The organism is Kaistia sp. UC242_56, from assembly GCF_044452255.1.
In the GTDB taxonomy this organism is placed as follows: Bacteria; Pseudomonadota; Alphaproteobacteria; order Rhizobiales; family Kaistiaceae; genus Kaistia; species Kaistia defluvii_A.
Genome location: NZ_JBIOAN010000002.1, coordinates 4,157,461 through 4,176,939, shown reverse-complemented (window position 1 = coordinate 4,176,939; position 19,479 = coordinate 4,157,461). Strand labels below are relative to the sequence as shown.

Below are 19,479 nucleotides of genomic sequence, written 5' to 3'. Positions count from 1 at the left end.
TGTTGCGACGTCAGTCGAGCGAGCCGATGCGCTCCAGCATTAATTCGAAGAACGGCGCCGGATCGATCCGGCGCAGCACGTTGCAATTGCGGCGACGGCCGGTGACATGCCACCAGTCGACCACGGTCATGCCGATCGTCTCCGGCGACACGATGTCGATCGTGACGTTGCACTGGCGCTGCTCGTAGATCTCCGGCGCCAGCAGATAGCCGGTGACGCAGGCGTCATGGATCGGCCGCGCCGTCGTCGCGAATTTGTGGCTGCCATACTGGCGATAGAAATCGGCCATGTTGGCCGCCTCGATCGCCGCCCGCTTGCCGGTCGCCCGCAGCCGGTCGAGCCATTCGACGGTCATCTCGGCGGTATAGGTGCAATCGATCGGGCACATCGTCACCGGCACGCCGGATTCGAACACGACATGCGCCGCGTGCGGGTCGACGAAGATGTTGAATTCGGCCGCCGGGGTGGCGTTGCCGCCCTGGAAGAAGCCGCCGCCCATCAGGACGACTTCGCGCAGGCGGGGAATGATCCGCGGCTCCATCACCATCGCCATGGCGAGATTGGTCATCGGACCCAGGGTGCAGACCGTCAGTTCGCCTTCCGGCGCGGCCATGATCGTGCGGACGAGGTAGTTGACGGCGTGCTCGTCCTGCGCGGCGACCGACGGGGCAGGGAGGTCGGCGCCGTCCATGCCGGTCGGGCCATGCACATATTCGGCCGTCATCAACTTCTTCACCATCGGCCCGGTGCAGCCCGCATAGACCGGGACGTCGGAGCGCCCGGCCAGTTCGACCACCTTGAGCGCATTCTCCGTCGTCAGCTTGAGCGGCACGTTGCCGCCGACCGTCGTGACGCCCACCACCTCGAGTTCCCCAGGAGAGCCCAGGGCGAACAGGAGCGCGAAGGCGTCATCCTGTCCGGGGTCGGTGTCGATGATGATCTTGCGCGGAGCCACGGCGTTTCCTTGTCGATGCTGTGGGAGGAAGGGCCTGACTATTGCCAAGCGACGCGATCCGAGAATACAGTACTGTATCTTATGTTCAAGATGGGAGGCTTGCATGGTTGCAGAGGCACGCGGAGATTTTTCGCACATTCCGATCCTCGACGTTTCGGGGCTGTATACCGGCGATCCCGCTGACGCCCGCGCCGTCGCCGAGACGCTGCGCGGCTATCTCGAGACGGTCGGCTTCCTGTATGTTTCGGGCCACCGCGTGCCGAGCGAGGATGTCGAGGCCGTGCGCAGCATGAGCCGCGCCTTCTTCGCCCTCCCGGACGAGCAGAAGCTGAAGCTCAAGATCGACAAGAACTTCCGCGGCTACCTGCCCTTCAACGGCTCGACCATCGTCACGTCTTCGGTCGCCAAGGTCAGCAAGCCGAACCAGAGCGAATCCGTCTTCTTCATGCATGAGGTGGCGGCCGATCATCCGGACGCGCTGGAAGGCAAACCGCTGCAAGGCCCCAACCAGTGGCCTTCGGAAGCGGAACTGCCCGGCTTCCGCGCCACGATCGATCGCTATGTCGCCGAGATGAGCGCCCTGGCGCGCGAGCTGGTCAGCGCGATCACGGTATCGCTCGGCCTGCCGTCTGACAGCATGAACCGCTATTTCGAGAATCCGACGACCTTCCTGCGCCTGCTGCACTACCCGACGCAGCCGGAAGAGGCTGGCCTGTTCGGTTCCGCGCCGCATACCGATTACGGCTTCATCACCCTGCTCGCGCAGGACAATGTCGGCGGCCTCGAGGTCAAGAACAAGGCTGGCGACTGGATCCCCGCGCCGCCGATTCCCGATACGTTCGTGATGAATGTCGGCGACATCCTCGCCCGCTGGTCCAACGACCTGTTCGTGTCGACGCCGCACCGCGTCATCAACCGCTCGGGCCGCGAGCGCTATTCGCAGCCCTTCTTCTTCGATCCCTCGATGGACGAGACGATCGAGGTGCTGCCGCCCTGCATCCCGGCCGGCACGCAGGCCAAATACGAGCCGGTGGTCTATCGCGACTATCTGATGGAGCGCATCGACAAGAACTATCACTACCGCAAGGGCGCGGCGGCTGCCCCGCAGGCGACCTAGCGCATAATCCTGCGCCTCGAGCCGATGGGCCGGACGGAAAACGCCCGGCCCACCGGCATCCTGACTGCGAAAGGACCAAGTTTGGGGCCACCCACTGATTCCGTCGGATCCTCCGACACCCAGCCGACATCGTCCGATGTCGTCGTCATTGGCGGCGGCATCATTGGTTTGAGCACGGCCCTGTTCCTTGCGCGGGAAGGGCTGTCCGTTGTCGTCTGCGAAAAGGGTCAGTTTGCCGGCGAACAATCGAGCCGCAACTGGGGCTGGGTTCGCCGCATGGGCCGCGATCCGCGCGAACTGCCGCTGGTCGTCGAGGCCATGCGCCTCTGGGACCAGATGGAGATGCTGGTCGGCCGCGATGTCGGCTTCCGGCGCACCGGCATCCTCTATCTCTGCGAGACCGACGCCGACGTGGCGCATCACCGGGGCTGGATCGCCCGCGCCGGCGCGCATGCGCTCGACACGCGGATCATCTCGGGTCCGGAACTTGCGGCCTTGTTGCCCGGCGCCACCCGGCCGTTTCACGCCGCGCTCTACACCGCCAGCGACGGCCGCGCCGAGCCGCAGAAGGCCGCTCCGGCGATCGCCGCCGCTGCGGCGCGCGACGGCGCCGTGCTGCTGGCCGATTGCGCCGTGCGCGGGGTCGAGACCAGCGGCGGCGCGATATCCGGCGTCGTCACCGAGCGAGGCCGGATTGCGACGAAGCGGGTGGTCATCGCAGGCGGTATCTGGTCCAGCCAGCTTTGCCGGACCCTGGGGCTGCGCCTGCCGCAACTCGGCATTCGGTCCTCGGTGCTGCGCACCGCTCCCGTCGACGATGGTCCGGAGGGCGCCGCCTGGGGGCCGCGCTTCGCCTATCGCAAGCGCCTCGATGGCGGCTATACGATCGCCGTTGGCAGCCGCAGCCTGCATGACGTGGTGCCGGACAGCTTTCGCTTCCTCGGCGATTTCGTGCCGATCCTGAAGCGCGAATGGCGCCACATGCGCCTCGGCTTCGGCGCGCCACTCGTGGCCGGCCTGCGCCAGAGCCTGCGTGGCGCCGAGGGCGCGGCGATGGCCTTCGAACAGACGCGAACGCTCGATCCGCAACCCCGCCAGCGCCAGCTCGCCGCCGCCTATGCCGCGCTGCAGGACGTGTTCCCGGTTTTCAAGACTGTGCCCGTGGTGCAGCAATGGGCCGGCATGATCGACGCCACCCCGGACGCGGTGCCTGTGATCTCGACCGTACCGACCCATCCGGGCCTGGTGATCGCCACGGGCTTTTCGGGGCATGGCTTCGGCATCGGTCCGGCGGCCGGGCGGCTCGCGGCGGATCTGGTCACGGGTGCGACGCCGATCGTCGATCCGCGCGCCTTCCGCTATGAGCGCTTCATCGACGGCACGCGGCCGCAACCGACGACGGGGGTCTGAGGCCAAGGCGCGCTTTGAACCGACGCGGGTCGGCATCCAGATTGACGAGTTTTCGAAATCCAAACCCGCCCCGAAGAGTGCGGGCTGGATTGCGGGGAAGCCCCACCGGTTGGGTGGGGACGAGACAACGGACTTCCAGGAGAGATCGAGAGGAGATGATTATGAACCGATATCTGAAGCCGATGGCAGGGCTGGGACTTGCGCTGGGTCTGGCGGCCTGGTCCGCGGGACCGGCGTCGGCCGAGATCGCCAAGTCGCCCGAGGTGGCCCAGACGGGCACGCTGGCGATCGCCAACACGCTCGACTTCGCGCCGTTCGAATATCTCGATGCCGATGGCCAGCAGACGGGCATCATCATCGAACTGGCCGGCGAGGTCGCCAAGCTGGTCGGCGCTAAGCTCGACATCCAGCGCACGCCCTTTCCCTCGATGATCCCCGGCCTTTCCGCCGGCCGTTTCAAGATCGCCTGGGAGACCTTCTCGGCCAATGAGGATCGCCTGAAGCAGGTCGATTTCGTCATGTTCCTGAAGGCCGGCGTGGCCGCGTCGACGGCGCCGGACCTGGTCGCCTCCTTCACTGGCGACCATCCGCTTTGCGGCAAGCGCGTCGGCGTCTCGGCCGGCACCGCTTCCGACTTCCTCGTCGACAAGCTGGATGCCGAATGCAAGGCCGCCAACCTGCCGCCGATCCAGAAGTCGGTCTTCAACGCCTCGACCGACATCATCCAGGCGGTTCTGTCCGGCCGCATCGATGCGCGCCTCGACGACGCCACCGCGTCCAGCTATTTCGAGGTGACGAGCAAGGGCAAGCTGGTCGTGCTGCCGGAGCTCTATGACGTCGCGCCGCTCGGCATGGCGGTCGCCAAGGGCGACGCTGCCACCCAGACGATGATGATCGAGGCGCTTTTGGAGCTGTTCAAGAACGGCACCTACCAGAAGATTCTCGACAAGTACGGCATGGGCAAATACGCCATCCGGGAACCCTATTTGGTCGACAGCATGGACAAGGTCCGCAAGGACTGAGTTTGTCGGCGCCGGGCGTCACGGCGTCCGGCGCCGCTCCCATCGACACCCCCAAAGCTTCGAGGAACCGTGCGGATGAGCCTGGTTGAGCCGAAAAACACTACCGGGCTTCCATTGGATCTACCCGTTGAAGAACTGGTCGTGGTGCCGCGCCGGCGCTATGGCATCTGGATCGGCATCGCGATCGCGATGCTGTTCGCCTTCTTCATCGGCAAGGCGTTCGCGACCAATCCCGCCTTCGATTGGGGAACGGCTGCCAACTACCTGTTCCATCCGTCGATCATGCGCGGCCTCGGCAAGACGCTGCTGCTGACGGTCGTGATCATGGCGGCGGCCATCGTGATCGGCACGATCATCGCTATCATGCGCGTGTCGCCGAGCGCGGTGCTGCAGACCTTCGCCAGCGCCTATGTCTGGTTCTTCCGCGGCGTTCCGGCGCTGATCCAGCTGATCTTCTGGTTCAACCTGTCGCTGCTGTTCCGCACGGCGTCGCTGTCGATCCCGGGCATCGGCACGGTCTTTTCGGTCAATACCAACGACTTCATGACGCCCTTCGTCTCGGCCGTCGTCGCGCTGTCGCTCTGCGAGGCGGGCTATCTGGCCGAGATCATCCGCGCCGGCATCAAGTCGGTGCCGCATGGCCAGTTCGAGGCGGCGAGCGGCCTCGGCATGTCCTACCGGCAGATCCTGCGCCGGATCATCCTGCCGCAGGCGATGCGCTTCATCGTGCCGCCGACCGGCAACGAGGCGATCAGCCTGCTGAAGATGACGTCGCTCGTCACCTTCATCGCCGTCGACGACCTGTTCTATACCGCGCAGAGCATCTATGCCCGCACCTTCGAGACCATCCCGCTGCTGATCGTAGTGGCGTTCTGGTACCTGTTCGTGGTCACGGTGATGTCGATCGGGCAGCACTTCCTCGAGCGCTATTACGGCCGCAGCGACCGCCGCCAGGAGAACCCGCTGATCCGGCTGCTGCAATCGATGCTTGGTTCTCGCAAGGGGAGTGTCCAGCCATGACGTCTCAGGGGGAAAGCCGTGCGCGCTTCGGCGTGCCGGCGGATGCGATGGTCTTCGCGCGCTCCGTCCGCAAGTCCTATGGCTCGCTCGATGTCCTGAAGGGCATCGACCTGGCCGTGCCCAAGGGTTCGGTCGCCTGCATCATCGGGCCATCCGGCTCGGGCAAGAGCACCTTCTTGCGCTGCATCAACCACCTCGAGCAACTGACCGGCGGCGTGTTGCTCGTCGATGGCGAGTTCGTCGGCTACGATCTTCGCGACGGCAAGCTCTACGAGGTGAAGGACAGCCTGCTCTGCAAGCGCCGCGCCGATATCGGCATGGTGTTCCAGTCGTTCAACCTGTTCTCGCACATGACGGTGATGGAGAACCTGATCGAGGCGCCGACCCGCGTGCGCGGAATGCCCGTCGCCGAGGCCAAGGCCAGCGCCGAGGTCCTGCTGGCGCGCGTCGGCCTCTCCGACAAGGCCGGTCGCTATCCGCGGGAACTGTCCGGCGGCCAGCAGCAGCGCGTCGCGATCGCCCGCGCGCTTGCCATGAACCCCAAGGTGCTGCTGTTCGACGAGCCAACCTCGGCCCTCGACCCGGAACTGGTCGGCGAGGTGCTGCAGGTGATGCGCGACCTTGCCGAAAGCGGCATGACGATGGTCGTGGTGACGCACGAGATCGGCTTCGCCCGCGAAGTCGGCGACGACCTGATCTTCATGGATGAGGGCGTCATCGTCGAACGCGGCGAACCGCGCGAGGTCATCGCCAACCCGCAATCGGCACGCACTCGCGAATTCCTCTCGCGCGTGCTGTAGCGCGGCTTTCCTCCACTCCCTCCGGCGGCACGCATCGCGCTGGGGCTTCGCGCCGCCAGCGCTCGCGCCCGCTTTGGCGCTGTCATGCAAATTTATCTCGGCGTTCGGCGAATCTGTGCGTAAATGACGTGCATGTCGTTGAGGAATTGCACGTCTTCCGACTTCGGAAGCGCGGCCTTTTCCTGGCGACGGTTGGAGTCTTTCGGTCCGCCAAGGTAGTTGCAGGATGGCATGCGTGGGAGGGCAGATCCACGCGGCCCCTGCGGGCGGGGCATTCGCCGAAGATCCAGATGGACGAATTTGAAATGTCGGCGGTCGCGTCGGGCGTTCACCCCGGGGCCGTAACGACGGTTAGCGGGGGAATGAAACGATGCGTATTTCAAGTCGAAGGCTGCTCGGGGCGGGGCTGGCAGCGGGGCTCCTGATGGGCCTGGCGGGATCCGTCTCGGCGCAGACGATCAGCTATTCGGAAGCCGGCGCCTTGCTCGCCAAGAGCTGCGGCAAGGACATCGAAAAATACTGTCCCAAGGTCAATCTCGGCGGCGGGGCGCTCAAGGACTGCCTGCAGGAGCGGGCGGCCCAGATCAATCCGCAATGCATCGCCGACTACAAGATCGTGGTGGCGTCGCTGAACGAGCGCCTTGCGGCGCAGGCTGCGGTGACCAAGGCGTGCCGCGGTGACGCGACGCAGTTCTGCCAGGGCACGGCGCCCGGCAACGCGCATTACCTCAACTGCCTGAACGCCGCCAAGAAGGTTGTCAGCAAGCGCTGCACCACCGCCATCACCAACGCTGGCTGGAATTGAGCGTCATGTCGAGATCGATCCGCAATACATCGCTTCTTTCGCTCGCTGTCGTCGGCATGCTTGCCGGCGGGCTCACCTCCGCCGGCGCGCAGACGGCGCTGAGCGGCGACCAGATCGTCCAGACCATGGGCAGCGCGGCGCGGGCCGCCCCTCCAGGTCTCTCGGCCGCGCTCATCCGCCAGGCCGTGCAGCAGCACATGATCGACAATCCGGGCATGCCGATCACCTGGAAGCCCCTGGAACTGCTGGATAACCTCGCGCAGATCGACGTGCAGATCCAGTTTGCGCTGAATTCGGCGATCATCCGGCCGGAATCCTATTCGACCATCGGCTCGATCGCCGATGCGCTGCATCACCCCATTCTGGGCGGATACAAGTTCGTCGTCACCGGCAACACCGACACGACCGGCAACCGCAAGGACAATCTGGCGCTGAGCCAGGCCCGCGCCGACGCCGTGGTGGAAGCGCTGACGACGACCTTCAGCGTCGACCCCGCCCGCGTCGAGGCGGTCGGTCTCGGCGAGGAGGCGTTGGAAGACGTGAAGAATCCGAAGAACCCGATCAATCGGCGCGTCCAGCTGATCAATATCGGCAAGTATCTGCCCGGCAAGTAGGCCGCCGGATAGCAGAGGTCGCGTCGCAAGACGCGGCCTCCCTTTTGCGCCGACGCGTGACGCCGGCGCAAAATCTCCCGGCGCCGTGTCGAATCCGGGGTGGGTGGTCCGTCGTTCCGGCGAGGGCAGGGCAGGACGCCCGGCCGAGGACCGTGACAGGACCGCCGATGACACAATATCTCGTCGCCATCCACCACCCCGACGATTTCGACCCCTCCATGGAGTCGGAAGCCACCATCCGCGACATTCAGGCGCTCAACGTCGAGATGAAGGCGGCCGGCGTCCGGCTGTTCGCGGGCGGACTGCAATCAGCCGCCAGCGCACGCTCGCTGCGGCCGCAGCCCAATGGCGAGGTCCACGTCACCGACGGGCCCTATATCGAGGCGAAGGAGCATGTCGGCGGCTTCTGGATCCTGGAAGTCGGCACGCCCGAGGAAGCGCTGGAATGGGGCCGGAAGGCCGCGATCGCGTGCCGCGTACCGGTGGAAGTGCGAGCCTTTCACTGACGGCTTCGAAACATCCGCGGCATTGACGCTGTGTCACAAAGGACGTCAGGTTGGGCGGCTAAGATAGTGCATGTCCAACCCGCCTCGGAGTGCGAGAGATGCCGGTATCGAAGAGCGACCTCGAAGAGGTCCTGGTGAAAGGCGCGGCGGAGGGCTTGACCAGCCGCCAGCTGTTCGACCGGGTCCGCAGCCATTATCCCAAGGCGAAGACCGGGAAGATCGTTCGCGCCGCGTTTCACGCCCTGAGCGAACCGACGCTGAAGGATCGGGCCGTGCTCGATGTCATCTACGCCCTGGCGCTGCAGCATCGGCTCGATGAATCGCCGGATGACGGATCCGGCGAGAATGACGAGGCCGAGGTTGCGAAGGTTTCGCCGCCGAAGCGCGTGAAGTCCAAGGCGGCGACCCTGCCGCTGCCCGAGACCGCCAAGAAGCGTCGCAAGAAGGGCGCGTAGCGAACCCAATTTTCACGCATGCTGGAGGCCGAGCCCTTGAACTGGGCCGCCAGCCGGGCGTCGAGCGACCCAGCGTCGCCAACGTGCAGAACATGTCGACGTTCGGTTGGCGCTGAAAGCGCTCTTTCCGCTGCCTATCGCCCGCCATTCCTAGATTGCCTCAGGTCTCGTAGTCCGATATCCATTGTCAATGAAAGCGCTTTCATTGCGAAGGGAGGCGCTGGTCTTGCTGGGAGATGCCGGCTGGCGATGGGAATCGGCCGGCCGCGAAAGGATCGGGATGCCAAGCGAACTCAGGGAAATCACGACGGACGTGCTCGTCATCGGCAGCGGCGGCGCCGCGTTGCGGGCAGCGCTCGAGGCCCAGGAGGGCGGCGCCGAGGTCACCGTCGCCATCAAGGGCGAATTTCGGCGCAGCGGCGCGACCTTCCACTCCGTGGCCGAGGTCGGCGCGTTCAATGTGCCGGACGGCGCCGGTGACGCGGAAGACAGTCCCGAGGTGTTCCTGGACGACATCCTGACCGCCGGGCAGGGCATGTCGGATCCGCGCCTGTCGGCGATCCTCGCCGAGGAGGCGGAAGATGCGCTGCGCTATCTGGAAGGCTACGGCGTTCCCTTCGAGCGCGTCGGCCCCGAGGCGGGCGAACCTTACCTGACGTTCAAGGCCTGCTTCTCGTCGAAGCCGCGTTCGCATGTGATCAAGGATCACTTCAAGCCGATCGTGAAGGCGCTGGGCAGCGAGGCGACGCGACGCGGTCTCTCGGCGCTCGACCGGCTGATGATCAAGGACCTGATCGTGCGCGACGGCGAGTGCCTGGGCGCGGTCGCGGTGGATGCCGAGGGGAAACTGGTCGTCATCCGCGCCAAGGCGACGATCCTGACCACCGGCGGTGCCAGTCAGCTCTTCCGCACCAACCTCTACCCGTCCGATATCACCGGCGACGGCTATGCCATGGCGCATCGCGCGGGGGCGCATCTGGTCAACATGGAGTTCATGCAGGCCGGCGTCTCGATCATCGATCCCTTCGTGAACCTGTTCGGCAACTATCTCTGGGATGCGCGCCCCAACCTGACCGATCGGGACGGCAAGCCCTTCATCACCGACTACCTGCCCGAGGGGCTGACCCTCGATGCGGTGATCCACGAGAAGCAGCGGCATTTCCCGTTCAGCTCCAGCGACATCTCCCGCTTCATCGAAATCTCGATCCAGAAGGCAATCAACGAAGGGCGCGGTACCGACAAGGGCGGATTGCTGCTCGATTTCATCCATGACGATCTCGACGCCATCCTGGCCGATCAAAGCCGCAGCGTCGCCAAGATGTGGCCGCTGACCTATGACTGGTACAAGGAGCGCGGCACGGACCTGCGCAAGGACAAGGTCGAGATCACCTGCTCGGCGCATGCGATCAATGGCGGCTTGCGGATCGATGGGGACGCCCAGTCCAACATCAAGGGCCTGTTCGCTGCCGGCGAAGTGGCGGCGGGGCCGCATGGCGCCGACCGGCTGGGCGGCAACATGTCCGTGACCTGCCAGGTGTTCGGCGGCCGGGCCGGCAGGGCGGCGGCGGCGCGGGCGCGCGAGATCGATCATCGTCCGCTGGCCGATCCGCTCGATGGGCATGCCGCCCTGCTCGAGGGGGCGAACGGCGCCTCGAAGCGCGAACTGCCCGAGCTACGGGCCAGGCTGCAGAACGCCGCCAACCGCCATCTGCTGATCCTGCGCGACGAGGCGGGTCTCCAGGCCTTCCGCGCCGAATGCGCCGAGATCCGGGAGAGCCTGGAGACCGAGGCGCGGATCGATACGCCGGCCGAGACCGTGCAGGCGCTGGAGCTCGAAAACCTGATCGCGGTCGGCGAGCTGATGGCGCTGGCGGCCCTGGCTCGCCCCGAAAGCCGCGGCAGCCATTATCGCGAGGACTTCCCCGAGCGGGATCCGGCCTTCGAGCACAACATCCTGCTCGACCGCCATGCCGAGGACGGCTTCTTCCGCGCCCGGCTGGGCGATCTCTGAACCGCATTTCGGGCTCGCGCGCGGCGCGTGCGAGCCCGGTTTGGCCGGCCTTGGCCCTTAGGAGCAAATGGAAACGGGCGCTGCGAGGGATCGCAGCGCCCGTCATTCTTATTGGGCCAGACTTGATCGGAAGGAGAGCGTCGCGCTCCGCCTTCAGCCCTTGGCGGTGTAGTAGGGCTCGCGCTTGCCGAGATGGGCGAACACCGTCTTGACGTTGGTGAACTCGTCGAGGCCGGCCTGGCCCATTTCGCGGCCGAAGCCGGACGCCTTGTACCCGCCAAACGGCATCTGCGGCGAACCGTCGATGGTCGTGTTGATCCAGACCGAGCCGCTGCGCAGCTTCGGCGTGATCTGATGCGCGGTGTCGAAATTCTTGGTCCAGAGCGAACTCGCCAGACCATAGATCGTGTCATTGGCCAGGCGCACGGCCTCGTCCTGATCCTTGAAGCGGATGATCGACAGCACCGGCCCGAAGATCTCCTCGCGGAAGATCGTCATGTCAGGCGTGACATGGTCGAAGATCGTCGGCTGGACAAACAGGCCGGCGTCCTGATTGGCGGCTTCGCCGCCCAAAAGCACGCTGGCGCCCTCGGCCTTGCCCTTGCTCAGATAGGAGCAGACCTTTTCGAAATGCTTGTCGCTGATCATCGCGCCGACATCGGAATCATCGGCATGGATGTCGCCGAGCTTGAGCGACTTCGCGCGGGCCACGAGACGGGCGACGAAATCGTCGGCGATCGTCTCGTCGACCAGAAGCCGCGTGGCCGAGCAGCAGCATTCGCCCTGATTATAGAAGATGCCGTAGAGCGAGCCGTCGATGGCGTCCTCGAGATCGGCATCGGCGAAGACGATGTTGGCCGATTTGCCGCCGAGTTCGAGCGAAACGCGCTTCAGCGTCTCGGCCGAGTTGGCGAGGATGCGGCGGCCGATCGCGGTCGAGCCGGTGAAGGAGACGAAATCGACGTCCGGGCTCTTCACCAGGGCTTCGCCGACCGGGTCGCCATAACCGGTCACGACCGACAGCACGCCTTCGGGGATGCCGGCCAGCGTGCCGAGGCGCGCCAGTTCCAGCGCCGTGCCGGAGGTGAATTCGGACGGCTTGACCACGACGGTGCAACCGGCGGCCAGCGCGAACGGCACCTTCTGGGCGAAGATCAGCGCCGGGAAATTCCACGGGATGATCATGCCGACGACGCCGACCGGCTCGCGGTGGATCCAGCCGGCCTTTTGCGGGCCGAGATTGGAGTAGGTCTCGCCGTGGACCTGCATGGCGAGGCCGGCGGCGAAGTGGGTCAGCGAGACGACATTGCCGAGATCGCCGCGCGCCTGGCGGATCGGCTTGCCGGCTTCGTCTACCTCGATGCGGGCGAGGCGCTCGACATTCTCCTCGATCAGATCAGCCCAGCGGCGCAGCACGGCGGCCCGCTCCATGCCGGTCTTATTCGGCCACGGGCCGTTGTCGAAGGCGTCGCGGGCCTGGGCGATCGCCGCGGCGGCGTCCTCGGCCGTGCCCTGTTGAAAGCGGGCGACCAGACGGCCGGAGCCGGGCGAAACGCGCTCGATCATCGGGCCCACGCCGGTGCCTTCACCGGCCAGATGGTGGGCGTAATCGCGTGTCGTGAAGATGTGGTTCATGACGTCATTCCTTCGATGCAAACGGTTCATACAGTGTTCAAAGCGGATTCTGGTTCAGCCAGCCCGCTGGAGCGATGCGGCGTTGCCGAGACCGACGCGATTGCCGCGAATGAAATCCGAGGCGCGCTCGCCGATCATGATGCTGGGGGCGTTGGTATTGCCCGAGACCAGGCGCGGCATGATCGAAGCGTCCGCGACCCGAAGGCCGTCCACGCCGCGCACCCGCAACTCGGTGTCGACCACGGCCATCTCGTCCTGGCCCATTTTGCAGGTGCCGACCGGGTGATAGCCGGACCGCGCACGCTCACGGATATAGGCCTCGTATTCGGCCCGGCTGCGGCACTTCGGGCCCGGCATGAATTCGTCGGTGGCGAAGCGGGACATGGCGGGCTGCGCCATGATCTCCTGGCCGACCTTGACACAATCGATCGTGCGCTCGACGTCGTAGGGATCGCCGAGGAAATTCGGGTCGATCGAGGGCGCCACACGCGGATCGCTGCTGCGCAGCGTCACGGCGCCACGTGCGCGCGGATGCATGAAGTAGCCGTTCAGCGTGCAGCCGTTGCCGGTGATGGTGGCGTCGGTGTCGTTGACTTCCTCGACGCCGGTGCCGGGCAGGAAATGGTACTGCAGATCCGGCGCGTCCAGGCTCGGATCGCTCTTGCAGAAGGCGCCGCCCTCGACGATCGTCCCGGCGATCGGACCATTGCGGAACAGCGCATACTGGATCGCCGGCATGATCTTCCGGGTCGCCTTCTTGTAGACGTCGTAGCTGTCGACGTTCTTGACGTTGTACATCATGAACACGTCGAGATGGTCGTGCAGGTTCTCGCCAACGCCGGGAAGATCGACCAGCGTGCGGATGCCGTGGCTCTTCAGATGCGCCGAGGGGCCGACGCCCGAGAGCATAAGCAGCTTGGGCGAGCCGATCGCGCCGGCCGAAACGATCACCTCGCGCGAGGCGCGCTCGATCACCGTGCCGTTGCCCTTGATCAGCTCGACGCCGACGGCGCGGTTGTTCTCGATGACAATGCGCTTCGCCAGCACGCCTGTGCGGACCGTCAGGTTGGGACGGTTGCTGGCCGAGCGCAGATAGGCCACGGCGGCGCTGCAGCGGCGGCCGTCGCGGTTGGTGGTCTGGTAGAGACCGGTGCCGGGCTGGGTCGCGCCGTTGAAGTCGGCATTATAGGGCATGCCGTATTCCTGGCAGGCCTGGACAAACGCCTTGCTGAGCTTGTGCGGATGGCGCTGGTCGACGACGCTGAGCGGGCCGTCAATGCCGTGATAGGGTGCTGAATATTTCTCGTTGCTCTCGGCGCGCCGGAAATAGGGCAGCACGTCGCGATAGGCCCAGCCGGGACAGCCCATCTCTTCCCAGTTGTCATAGTCCTCGGCATTGCCGCGAATATAGACCTGGGCGTTGATCGATGAGCCGCCGCCCAGAACGCGGGCCTGCGGATAGAGCGGGGTGATGCCGCCCTGGTGCTGCTGCGGCGCCAACTCGTAGCGCCAGGTCAGCGGTCCCTTTGTCGTCTTGTAGAAGCCGACCGGCATATGGATGTACGGGTTCCAGTCGCGCGGGCCCGCCTCCAGCAGAAGCACCTTGGCGTCGGGATCTTCCGACAGTCGGGTTGCGAGCGCGGAGCCAGCGGATCCGCCTCCCACGACGATGAAATCATACATGGCTGTCCTCCCATATTTTCTCTGATTTGCCCGGTGCGGCGTTGGCGCCCGGGCAGCTGGTCAGCTCACCCATTTCAGGATGTGTTCGCCGATGCAGACGGTCTCGTCGTTCTGGTTGGTGACGGAGATTTCGGAACGGGCCCGGCGGCGCTCGGTGTCGATTTCGCGGACGGCATAGCGCAGCCGCACGGTGTCGCCGATAAAAACGGGCTTCAGGAAGCGGATCCGGTCGTAGCCGAGCGAAACCGGGGTCTCGGTGGCGCGGACATCCGGCACCCGCTCGACGATCATCGTGGAACAGGTCGACATGAAGGCGATGATCAGCGCGCCGTGGGCGATGCGGCCTTCATAGGCCGAGCCCGACATGGCGGCTTCGTCGACATGGTTGGGCGAATGGTCGCCGCTGACCTCCGCGAAGGCGTTGACGACCGCTTCGCTGACTTCGCGCTCCAGCGTCACCGAGTCACCCACATTCAGATAGAAATCCGTCACGCTTGGTATCCTCCGGGCACTGCATTGCCGGTCCGCACAAGGGACAGTCCGGGCTAGTCGGTAATCCCCGTGCGGCCGGAACAGCGAGCCGCTTCAAGGGGATGGATCGCCGCGATGCCGGCAGCGCCGCCTCGCATGGCAAGAAAGTCGCTCCTGTTTCATTCTCCTGAAGCGAGAATGAAAACGCTTACATTTCTGAATGCTATAGCCTTTTGGAGCGCCGTGCAATGGGTGTCTTTCGGCGGCATCATTTCGCGGTCGGCCCTGCCGATCGCCAAGAATATGAGGCGATACGTGGAGAATTTAGGGAGTGTCGCTCCGGTTCCCACCGAACAGGACGCTCGCACGGCCCCATTGCCAAGCCGTGAAACATGCGATAAGCCTGAATGAAATCGCTTTCAGAACTCGTTTCATTGGAGGGGCCGTGCGCCATCTCGAGGGTATCCGGATCGTCAGTTTCAACCATTTCCTGATGGGGCCGGTCGGAATCCAGTTCCTGGCGGATCTCGGGGCTGACGTCATTGCGATCGAGCCCGTGGAGGGCGCGTTCCAGCGCAAATGGGGCGGCGCCAACCGCTTCCTGGACGGCCAGACCATGCTCCAGCTGACCGGCAACCGGAACAAGCGCAGCCTGGCGCTGGACCTGAAGAGCCCGGAAGGGCTGGCGGTGGCCAAGAAGCTCGTCGAGAGCGCCGATGTCGTGGCGGAGAACTACCGTCCCGGCGTCATGGCCAAGCTCGGCCTCGGCTTCGAGGATATCCGCAAGGTCAATCCGGGCATCATCTATGCGGCCGCGTCCGGCTTTGGACCGGATGGCCCCTATGCCAAGCGCCCCGGCCAGGATCTGATCGTCCAAGCAATGTCGGGTCTCGCCGCGATCACGGGAACGCAGGACGATGGACCGCGCGCCGTCGGCGTTTCCGTGGTGGATCACCATGGCGCCGCGCTGTTCGCGGCCGGCATTCTGGCGGCACTGCTGCGGCGCGAGCGTTCCGGGGAGGGCGGCCGCGTCGATGTCAGCCTGCTCAGCGCCGCGCTCGATCTACAGATGGAATCGCTGGTCTGCTTCCTCAATGGGGCGCGCGACGACGATGTGCGCCAGACCGGCCGTCTCTCGGGCTGGTACTACGGCGCCCCCTACGGAATCTATTCCACCCAAGACAGCTTCATCGCGATTTCGCTCGGGACCCTCGAGGCGATTTCCGAGGCGATCGAGATTCCCGAGGCGGAGCGCATCCCCAACAGCCAGGCCTATGAGCGGCGGCAGGAAGCGGCGGCCGGCATCGCCAGGGCGCTGAAGAAGCGCAGCACGGCGGAATGGAGCGTCATCCTGGCCGAACGCGGCATCTGGCACTCCGAAGTCAACGACTACACCCATCTCGCCGAGGACCCGCAGGTGGTCCACAACGGCAATTTTGTCACCGTGCCGGGGGCGACCGGCTCGCCGATCACCCTGGTGACTCATCCGGTCCGCTATGACGGGGAAGCGCCAGGTGTCCGGCTGCCGCCCCAGAAGCTAGGCGCCCAGACTGCCGAGATCCTGGCCGAGCTCGGCTATGACGAGGCGGGCGTCAAGGCCCTTTTCCAAGGCGGCGTGGTGGGCGGCGAACCGGCTCACGAGACCGCCCCGTCGCTCGTCGCGGCGCAATGATCCCAAAGGATAGGCCATCACCATGAAGTCCATGCATGCAGAGATCGGCGACGCCGTTCGTTTCTCCAAGACCGTCGGCGAGGCCGATGTCTATCTCTATGCCGGCATCACCGGCGATTTCTCCGGCAACCACGTCAATGACGAGTTCATGAAGAAGTCGATCTATGGGCAGCGCATCGCCCATGGCGCGCTGACGATCGGCTTCATGTCGACTGCCTCGACGCTGATGATCGAGCGCAGCCTGTCGCAGGGGATCGACTCCACCCCGGTGTCGCTCGGCTACGACCGCGTGCGCTTCCTGGCGCCGGTTTTCTTCGGCGACACGGTCAACGTCACCTACACCATCAAGGAAGTCGACGAGGAGCGCCGGCGGACGCGCTCCCAGGTCGAGGTGCACAACCAGAAGGGCGTGCTGGTCGCGGTCGGCGAGCATCTTCTGAAGTGGGTCAAGAACGAAGTGGCCGAGACCGAGGCCGCCTAGCCTCGTTCACCAGTTCCAAGACGCGACCCCCCTGGTTTGCAGCGGCGGTCGCGGAGGCGTGAGGGAAGAGACAATGACCGACTATGTGATCGTCGGCGCCGGTTCGGCGGGCTGTGTCCTGGCCAACCGTTTGAGCGCAGACCCCGCCATCAATGTCGTTCTGCTCGAGGCCGGCGGGCCCGATCGCAGTCCGTTCATCCATATGCCGGCCGGCTACCGGCAGCTGATGCTGTCGGGCGCGGTCGACTGGGGTTACCAGACTGTGCCGCAGAAGCACTGCAACGGCCGCACGTTCCAATGGCCGCGCGGCAAGGTGCTGGGCGGAAGCAGTTCGGTCAATGGCATGGTCTATATCCGCGGCCACGCCTCCGACTATGACGGCTGGGCGCAGATGGGCAATCGCGGCTGGTCCTATTCGGACGTGCTGCCCTATTTCAAGCGCGCCGAGAACTGGGAACTGGGCGAGGACGAGTTTCATGGGAGCGGCGGGCCGCTGCATACCTCGCGAGTGCAGGAGTTTCATCCGCTGGCACGCGCCTGGCTGGAGGCGGGCGTCCAGGCCGGCTATCCGCGCAATCCCGACGTGAACGCCTCGAGCCAGGAAGGCTTCGGCCCGCTCGACAGCACCATCACCAAGGGGCGACGCGCCAGCACGGCCTATTGCTATCTGCGGCCGGCGCTGACGCGGCCGAACCTCCGCGTCATCACCCATGCGCTGGCCTCGCGCGTGCTGATCGAGGGCGGGCGCGCCGTCGGCGTCGAATATGTGCGCAAGGGCCGGACGGAGGTCATCCGCGCCGATGCCGAGGTGATCCTCGCCGGCGGCGCCATCAACTCGCCGCAGCTTCTGCAGCTTTCCGGTGTCGGCGACGGCGACCATCTGCGTTCGGTCGGCATCCGCGCCGTGCATGACCTGCCGGGCGTCGGGCAGAATCTGTCCGACCACGTGGCCACCGAAATCCAGCAGGAATGCACCCAGCCCATCTCGCTGCTGAAGGAGTTGAAGCCGGTCAACATCGCCAAGTCCCTGGTGCGCTACGCGCTGACGCGGGACGGCCCGATCGCGCATCCGGGCATCCAGGCGGTCGGCTTCGTGAAGTCACGGCCCGATCTGGTTGCGCCGGACATCCAGTACCACTTCATCATGATCATGTATGGCGAGCATGGCCGCACCTTGCACAAGTCGCATGGCTATCAGCCGCTGATCAATGTGCAGCGACCGGAGAGCGTGGGCACCGTCCTGATCCGATCGAACGACCCCACCCGGCATCCTGAAATCGATCCAAATTATTTGGCAGCTGAAGAAGATGTGCGTGTTCTCCGGGAAGGCGTGAAAATCTGTCGTGACGTGTTGGCGCAAAAGGCGTTTGATCCGTATCGTGGAATTGAAGTTTCACCCGGACCCGATGTAAAGACGGATGCCCAGATCGACGAGTATGTCCGTCGATCCGCCCATACGCAGTATCATCCGGTCGGCACCTGCAAGATGGGCGCCGATCCGATGGCGGTCGTGGATGCGGCGCTGCGGGTGCGGGGGCTGGGTGGGCTTCGCGTGATCGATGCGTCGATCATGCCGAAGATGGTGAGTGCGAATACGAACGCCGCGACGATCATGATCGCCGAAAAAGGGGCAGACATGATACTCGGCGGACGTGAGGCCTACGCCGCTGGCGTGGCCTGACTAGGGGAGGGGGCTTTTGGCAGAAAGCCCCGGATTGATAAGCGCGGATTTCGGACCCCGCTCAACATGGTCCGAGGGAGGAAGTTAATATGATCAATCGTCGTTCGTTGCTGCAGATCGCCGCCGGTGGCGCCGCTCTGGGTGCCTTTGGCCTGCGCCCGGCCTATGCCAACATGCCGAAGCTGAAGGAAAAGGACACCTACAAGATCGGCTTCGCCCAGACCGAGAGCAACAATCCCTGGCGCCTGCAGCAGACCAAGAGCATGCAGGACGAAGCCAAGAAGCGCGGCTGGCAGCTGGTTTATACCGACGCCGCCGGCTCGGCCGCCAAGCAGGTTGCTGACGTTCGCTCCATGATCGCCCAGAAGGTCGACGTCATCCTGCTCGCCCCGCGCGAAGAGCGCCCGCTGATCCCCGCCGTCATGGAAGCCAAGAAGGCCGGTATCCCGCTCTTCCTGATCGACCGTGGCGTGGATCCGAGCCTCGCCAAGGGCGGCGAAGACTACGTTGCCTTCATCGGCTCCGACTTCGTCGAGGAAGGCCGTCTGGCCGCCGAGGCACTGGTCAAGGCCGTGGACGGCAAGGCCAAGATCATCGAGCTGGTCGGCACCGTCGGCTCCTCGCCGGCCAATGACCGCGCCAAGGGCTTCGCCGATTACATCAAGGACCATCCGGGCATGCAGGTCATCGCATCCCAGTCCGGCGATTTCGCCCGCGACAAGGGCCGCCAGGTCTTCGAGACGCTCTACCAGGCGCATCCCGAGGCAACGGCGCTCTATTCGCACAATGACGAAATGTCGATGGGTGCCATCGCTGCCATGGAAGCGGCCGGCAAGGTCCCGGGCAAGGACCTGATTATCGCTTCGATCGACGGCACCAAGGACGCTGCGCAGGCGCTCATGGACGGCAAGATGGTCGTCGTGGTCGAGTGCAACCCGAACTTCGGTCCGGCTGCCTTCGACGCCGTGGTCAAGTATGGCAAGGGCGAGGCCGTCGCGCCGCGCCTGGTCAACAAGGACCGCGTTTTCACCAAGGAAAACATCGCGGCCTACCTGCCCGAGGCTTACTAAGCCTTGCCAGCGGGCGCCCTCGGGCGCCCGCTTTGCTTCAGCTTCGATCATTCCTCGCGACAGCCGTAGCC

Annotated in this window: 18 protein-coding genes; 14 read left to right on the top strand and 4 right to left on the bottom strand. The window is 65.1% G+C overall.

What is annotated here, in order from left to right:
* Positions 1-10: 10 nt before the first annotated feature.
* Positions 11-955: a nucleoside hydrolase gene (locus tag ACHMWQ_RS22370; RefSeq protein WP_354551044.1), complete on the bottom strand. Its 945-nt coding sequence runs from the start codon at positions 953-955 to the stop codon at positions 11-13.
* A 103-nt stretch (positions 956-1,058) separates the two neighbouring features.
* On the opposite strand from ACHMWQ_RS22370, the gene ACHMWQ_RS22365 reads away from it, so the two are divergent.
* The 10 genes from ACHMWQ_RS22365 (at position 1,059) to ACHMWQ_RS22320 (ending at position 10,715) form a co-directional block, all read left to right on the top strand.
* The gene (locus ACHMWQ_RS22365; protein WP_396309162.1) at positions 1,059-2,072 is read left to right on the top strand and encodes an isopenicillin N synthase family dioxygenase; all 1,014 of its coding nucleotides are present in this window, start codon (positions 1,059-1,061) and stop codon (positions 2,070-2,072) included.
* Between the two features lie 81 nt (positions 2,073-2,153).
* Positions 2,154-3,482: an NAD(P)/FAD-dependent oxidoreductase gene (locus ACHMWQ_RS22360; protein ID WP_396309161.1), complete on the top strand. Its 1,329-nt coding sequence runs from the start codon at positions 2,154-2,156 to the stop codon at positions 3,480-3,482.
* A 161-nt stretch (positions 3,483-3,643) separates the two neighbouring features.
* Positions 3,644-4,504, top strand: a complete 861-nt coding sequence (locus ACHMWQ_RS22355; RefSeq protein ID WP_396309160.1) for an ABC transporter substrate-binding protein — start codon at positions 3,644-3,646, stop codon at positions 4,502-4,504.
* A gap of 75 nt (positions 4,505-4,579) precedes the next feature.
* The gene (locus ACHMWQ_RS22350) at positions 4,580-5,524 is read left to right on the top strand and encodes an amino acid ABC transporter permease (RefSeq protein ID WP_354551038.1); all 945 of its coding nucleotides are present in this window, start codon (positions 4,580-4,582) and stop codon (positions 5,522-5,524) included.
* Positions 5,521-6,324, top strand: a complete 804-nt coding sequence (locus ACHMWQ_RS22345) for an amino acid ABC transporter ATP-binding protein (RefSeq protein WP_396309159.1) — start codon at positions 5,521-5,523, stop codon at positions 6,322-6,324. The genes ACHMWQ_RS22350 and ACHMWQ_RS22345 overlap by 4 nt, the downstream gene beginning before the upstream one ends.
* Before the next feature lie 370 nt (positions 6,325-6,694).
* Positions 6,695-7,129 carry a cysteine rich repeat-containing protein gene (locus tag ACHMWQ_RS22340; RefSeq protein ID WP_396309158.1) on the top strand — a complete coding sequence of 145 codons (435 nt, stop codon included), beginning with the start codon at positions 6,695-6,697 and terminating at the stop codon, positions 7,127-7,129.
* Positions 7,130-7,134: 5 nt separating this feature from the next.
* Positions 7,135-7,743: an OmpA family protein gene (locus tag ACHMWQ_RS22335; RefSeq protein ID WP_396309157.1), complete on the top strand. Its 609-nt coding sequence runs from the start codon at positions 7,135-7,137 to the stop codon at positions 7,741-7,743.
* Between the two features lie 167 nt (positions 7,744-7,910).
* On the top strand, positions 7,911-8,249 hold the full coding sequence (locus tag ACHMWQ_RS22330) for a YciI family protein (protein ID WP_396309156.1): 339 nt from the start codon (positions 7,911-7,913) through the stop codon (positions 8,247-8,249).
* A 98-nt stretch (positions 8,250-8,347) separates the two neighbouring features.
* Complete coding sequence (locus ACHMWQ_RS22325) at positions 8,348-8,704, top strand: hypothetical protein (protein WP_396309155.1); 357 nt, start codon at positions 8,348-8,350, stop codon at positions 8,702-8,704.
* A 280-nt stretch (positions 8,705-8,984) separates the two neighbouring features.
* Positions 8,985-10,715: an FAD-binding protein gene (locus tag ACHMWQ_RS22320; RefSeq protein ID WP_396309154.1), complete on the top strand. Its 1,731-nt coding sequence runs from the start codon at positions 8,985-8,987 to the stop codon at positions 10,713-10,715.
* A gap of 153 nt (positions 10,716-10,868) precedes the next feature.
* Here the strand turns inward: ACHMWQ_RS22320 and ACHMWQ_RS22315 are convergent, their stop codons facing one another.
* From ACHMWQ_RS22315 to ACHMWQ_RS22305, 3 genes are read right to left on the bottom strand one after another with little or no spacing between them, the layout of a single operon-like run.
* Entirely contained in the window at positions 10,869-12,350 is a 1,482-nt protein-coding gene (locus ACHMWQ_RS22315) for an aldehyde dehydrogenase family protein (RefSeq protein WP_396309153.1), read from the bottom strand.
* Between the two features lie 54 nt (positions 12,351-12,404).
* On the bottom strand, positions 12,405-14,033 hold the full coding sequence (locus ACHMWQ_RS22310; RefSeq protein ID WP_396309152.1) for a GMC family oxidoreductase: 1,629 nt from the start codon (positions 14,031-14,033) through the stop codon (positions 12,405-12,407).
* Between the two features lie 60 nt (positions 14,034-14,093).
* Positions 14,094-14,525, bottom strand: a complete 432-nt coding sequence (locus ACHMWQ_RS22305) for a MaoC family dehydratase (protein ID WP_396309151.1) — start codon at positions 14,523-14,525, stop codon at positions 14,094-14,096.
* Between the two features lie 424 nt (positions 14,526-14,949).
* Between ACHMWQ_RS22305 and ACHMWQ_RS22300 the strand changes: the two genes are divergently transcribed.
* The 4 genes from ACHMWQ_RS22300 (at position 14,950) to ACHMWQ_RS22285 (ending at position 19,408) form a co-directional block, all read left to right on the top strand.
* Complete coding sequence (locus ACHMWQ_RS22300) at positions 14,950-16,176, top strand: CaiB/BaiF CoA transferase family protein (RefSeq protein ID WP_396309150.1); 1,227 nt, start codon at positions 14,950-14,952, stop codon at positions 16,174-16,176.
* 22 nt (positions 16,177-16,198) lie between these two features.
* Positions 16,199-16,657 carry a MaoC/PaaZ C-terminal domain-containing protein gene (locus ACHMWQ_RS22295; protein ID WP_354551026.1) on the top strand — a complete coding sequence of 153 codons (459 nt, stop codon included), beginning with the start codon at positions 16,199-16,201 and terminating at the stop codon, positions 16,655-16,657.
* Positions 16,658-16,730: 73 nt separating this feature from the next.
* Positions 16,731-18,338: a choline dehydrogenase gene (locus ACHMWQ_RS22290; RefSeq protein ID WP_396309149.1), complete on the top strand. Its 1,608-nt coding sequence runs from the start codon at positions 16,731-16,733 to the stop codon at positions 18,336-18,338.
* A gap of 89 nt (positions 18,339-18,427) precedes the next feature.
* Entirely contained in the window at positions 18,428-19,408 is a 981-nt protein-coding gene (locus tag ACHMWQ_RS22285) for an ABC transporter substrate-binding protein (protein ID WP_396309148.1), read from the top strand.
* The last annotated feature ends 71 nt before the right edge of the window (positions 19,409-19,479 follow it).

What these genes read in the sequence shown, in the direction of transcription:
- ACHMWQ_RS22340 (WP_396309158.1), top strand. Translation starts at nt 6,695, where the DNA reads ATGCGTATTTCAAGTCGAAGGCTGCTCGGGGCGGGGCTGGCAGCGGGG.
- ACHMWQ_RS22355 (WP_396309160.1), top strand. Translation starts at nt 3,644, where the DNA reads ATGAACCGATATCTGAAGCCGATGGCAGGGCTGGGACTTGCGCTGGGT.
- ACHMWQ_RS22310 (WP_396309152.1), bottom strand. Translation starts at nt 14,033, where the DNA reads ATGTATGATTTCATCGTCGTGGGAGGCGGATCCGCTGGCTCCGCGCTC.
- ACHMWQ_RS22320 (WP_396309154.1), top strand. Translation starts at nt 8,985, where the DNA reads ATGCCAAGCGAACTCAGGGAAATCACGACGGACGTGCTCGTCATCGGC.
- ACHMWQ_RS22335 (WP_396309157.1), top strand. Translation starts at nt 7,135, where the DNA reads ATGTCGAGATCGATCCGCAATACATCGCTTCTTTCGCTCGCTGTCGTC.
- ACHMWQ_RS22365 (WP_396309162.1), top strand. Translation starts at nt 1,059, where the DNA reads ATGGTTGCAGAGGCACGCGGAGATTTTTCGCACATTCCGATCCTCGAC.
- ACHMWQ_RS22345 (WP_396309159.1), top strand. Translation starts at nt 5,521, where the DNA reads ATGACGTCTCAGGGGGAAAGCCGTGCGCGCTTCGGCGTGCCGGCGGAT.
- ACHMWQ_RS22295 (WP_354551026.1), top strand. Translation starts at nt 16,199, where the DNA reads ATGAAGTCCATGCATGCAGAGATCGGCGACGCCGTTCGTTTCTCCAAG.
- ACHMWQ_RS22290 (WP_396309149.1), top strand. Translation starts at nt 16,731, where the DNA reads ATGACCGACTATGTGATCGTCGGCGCCGGTTCGGCGGGCTGTGTCCTG.
- ACHMWQ_RS22330 (WP_396309156.1), top strand. Translation starts at nt 7,911, where the DNA reads ATGACACAATATCTCGTCGCCATCCACCACCCCGACGATTTCGACCCC.
- ACHMWQ_RS22285 (WP_396309148.1), top strand. Translation starts at nt 18,428, where the DNA reads ATGATCAATCGTCGTTCGTTGCTGCAGATCGCCGCCGGTGGCGCCGCT.
- ACHMWQ_RS22315 (WP_396309153.1), bottom strand. Translation starts at nt 12,350, where the DNA reads ATGAACCACATCTTCACGACACGCGATTACGCCCACCATCTGGCCGGT.
- ACHMWQ_RS22325 (WP_396309155.1), top strand. Translation starts at nt 8,348, where the DNA reads ATGCCGGTATCGAAGAGCGACCTCGAAGAGGTCCTGGTGAAAGGCGCG.
- ACHMWQ_RS22350 (WP_354551038.1), top strand. Translation starts at nt 4,580, where the DNA reads ATGAGCCTGGTTGAGCCGAAAAACACTACCGGGCTTCCATTGGATCTA.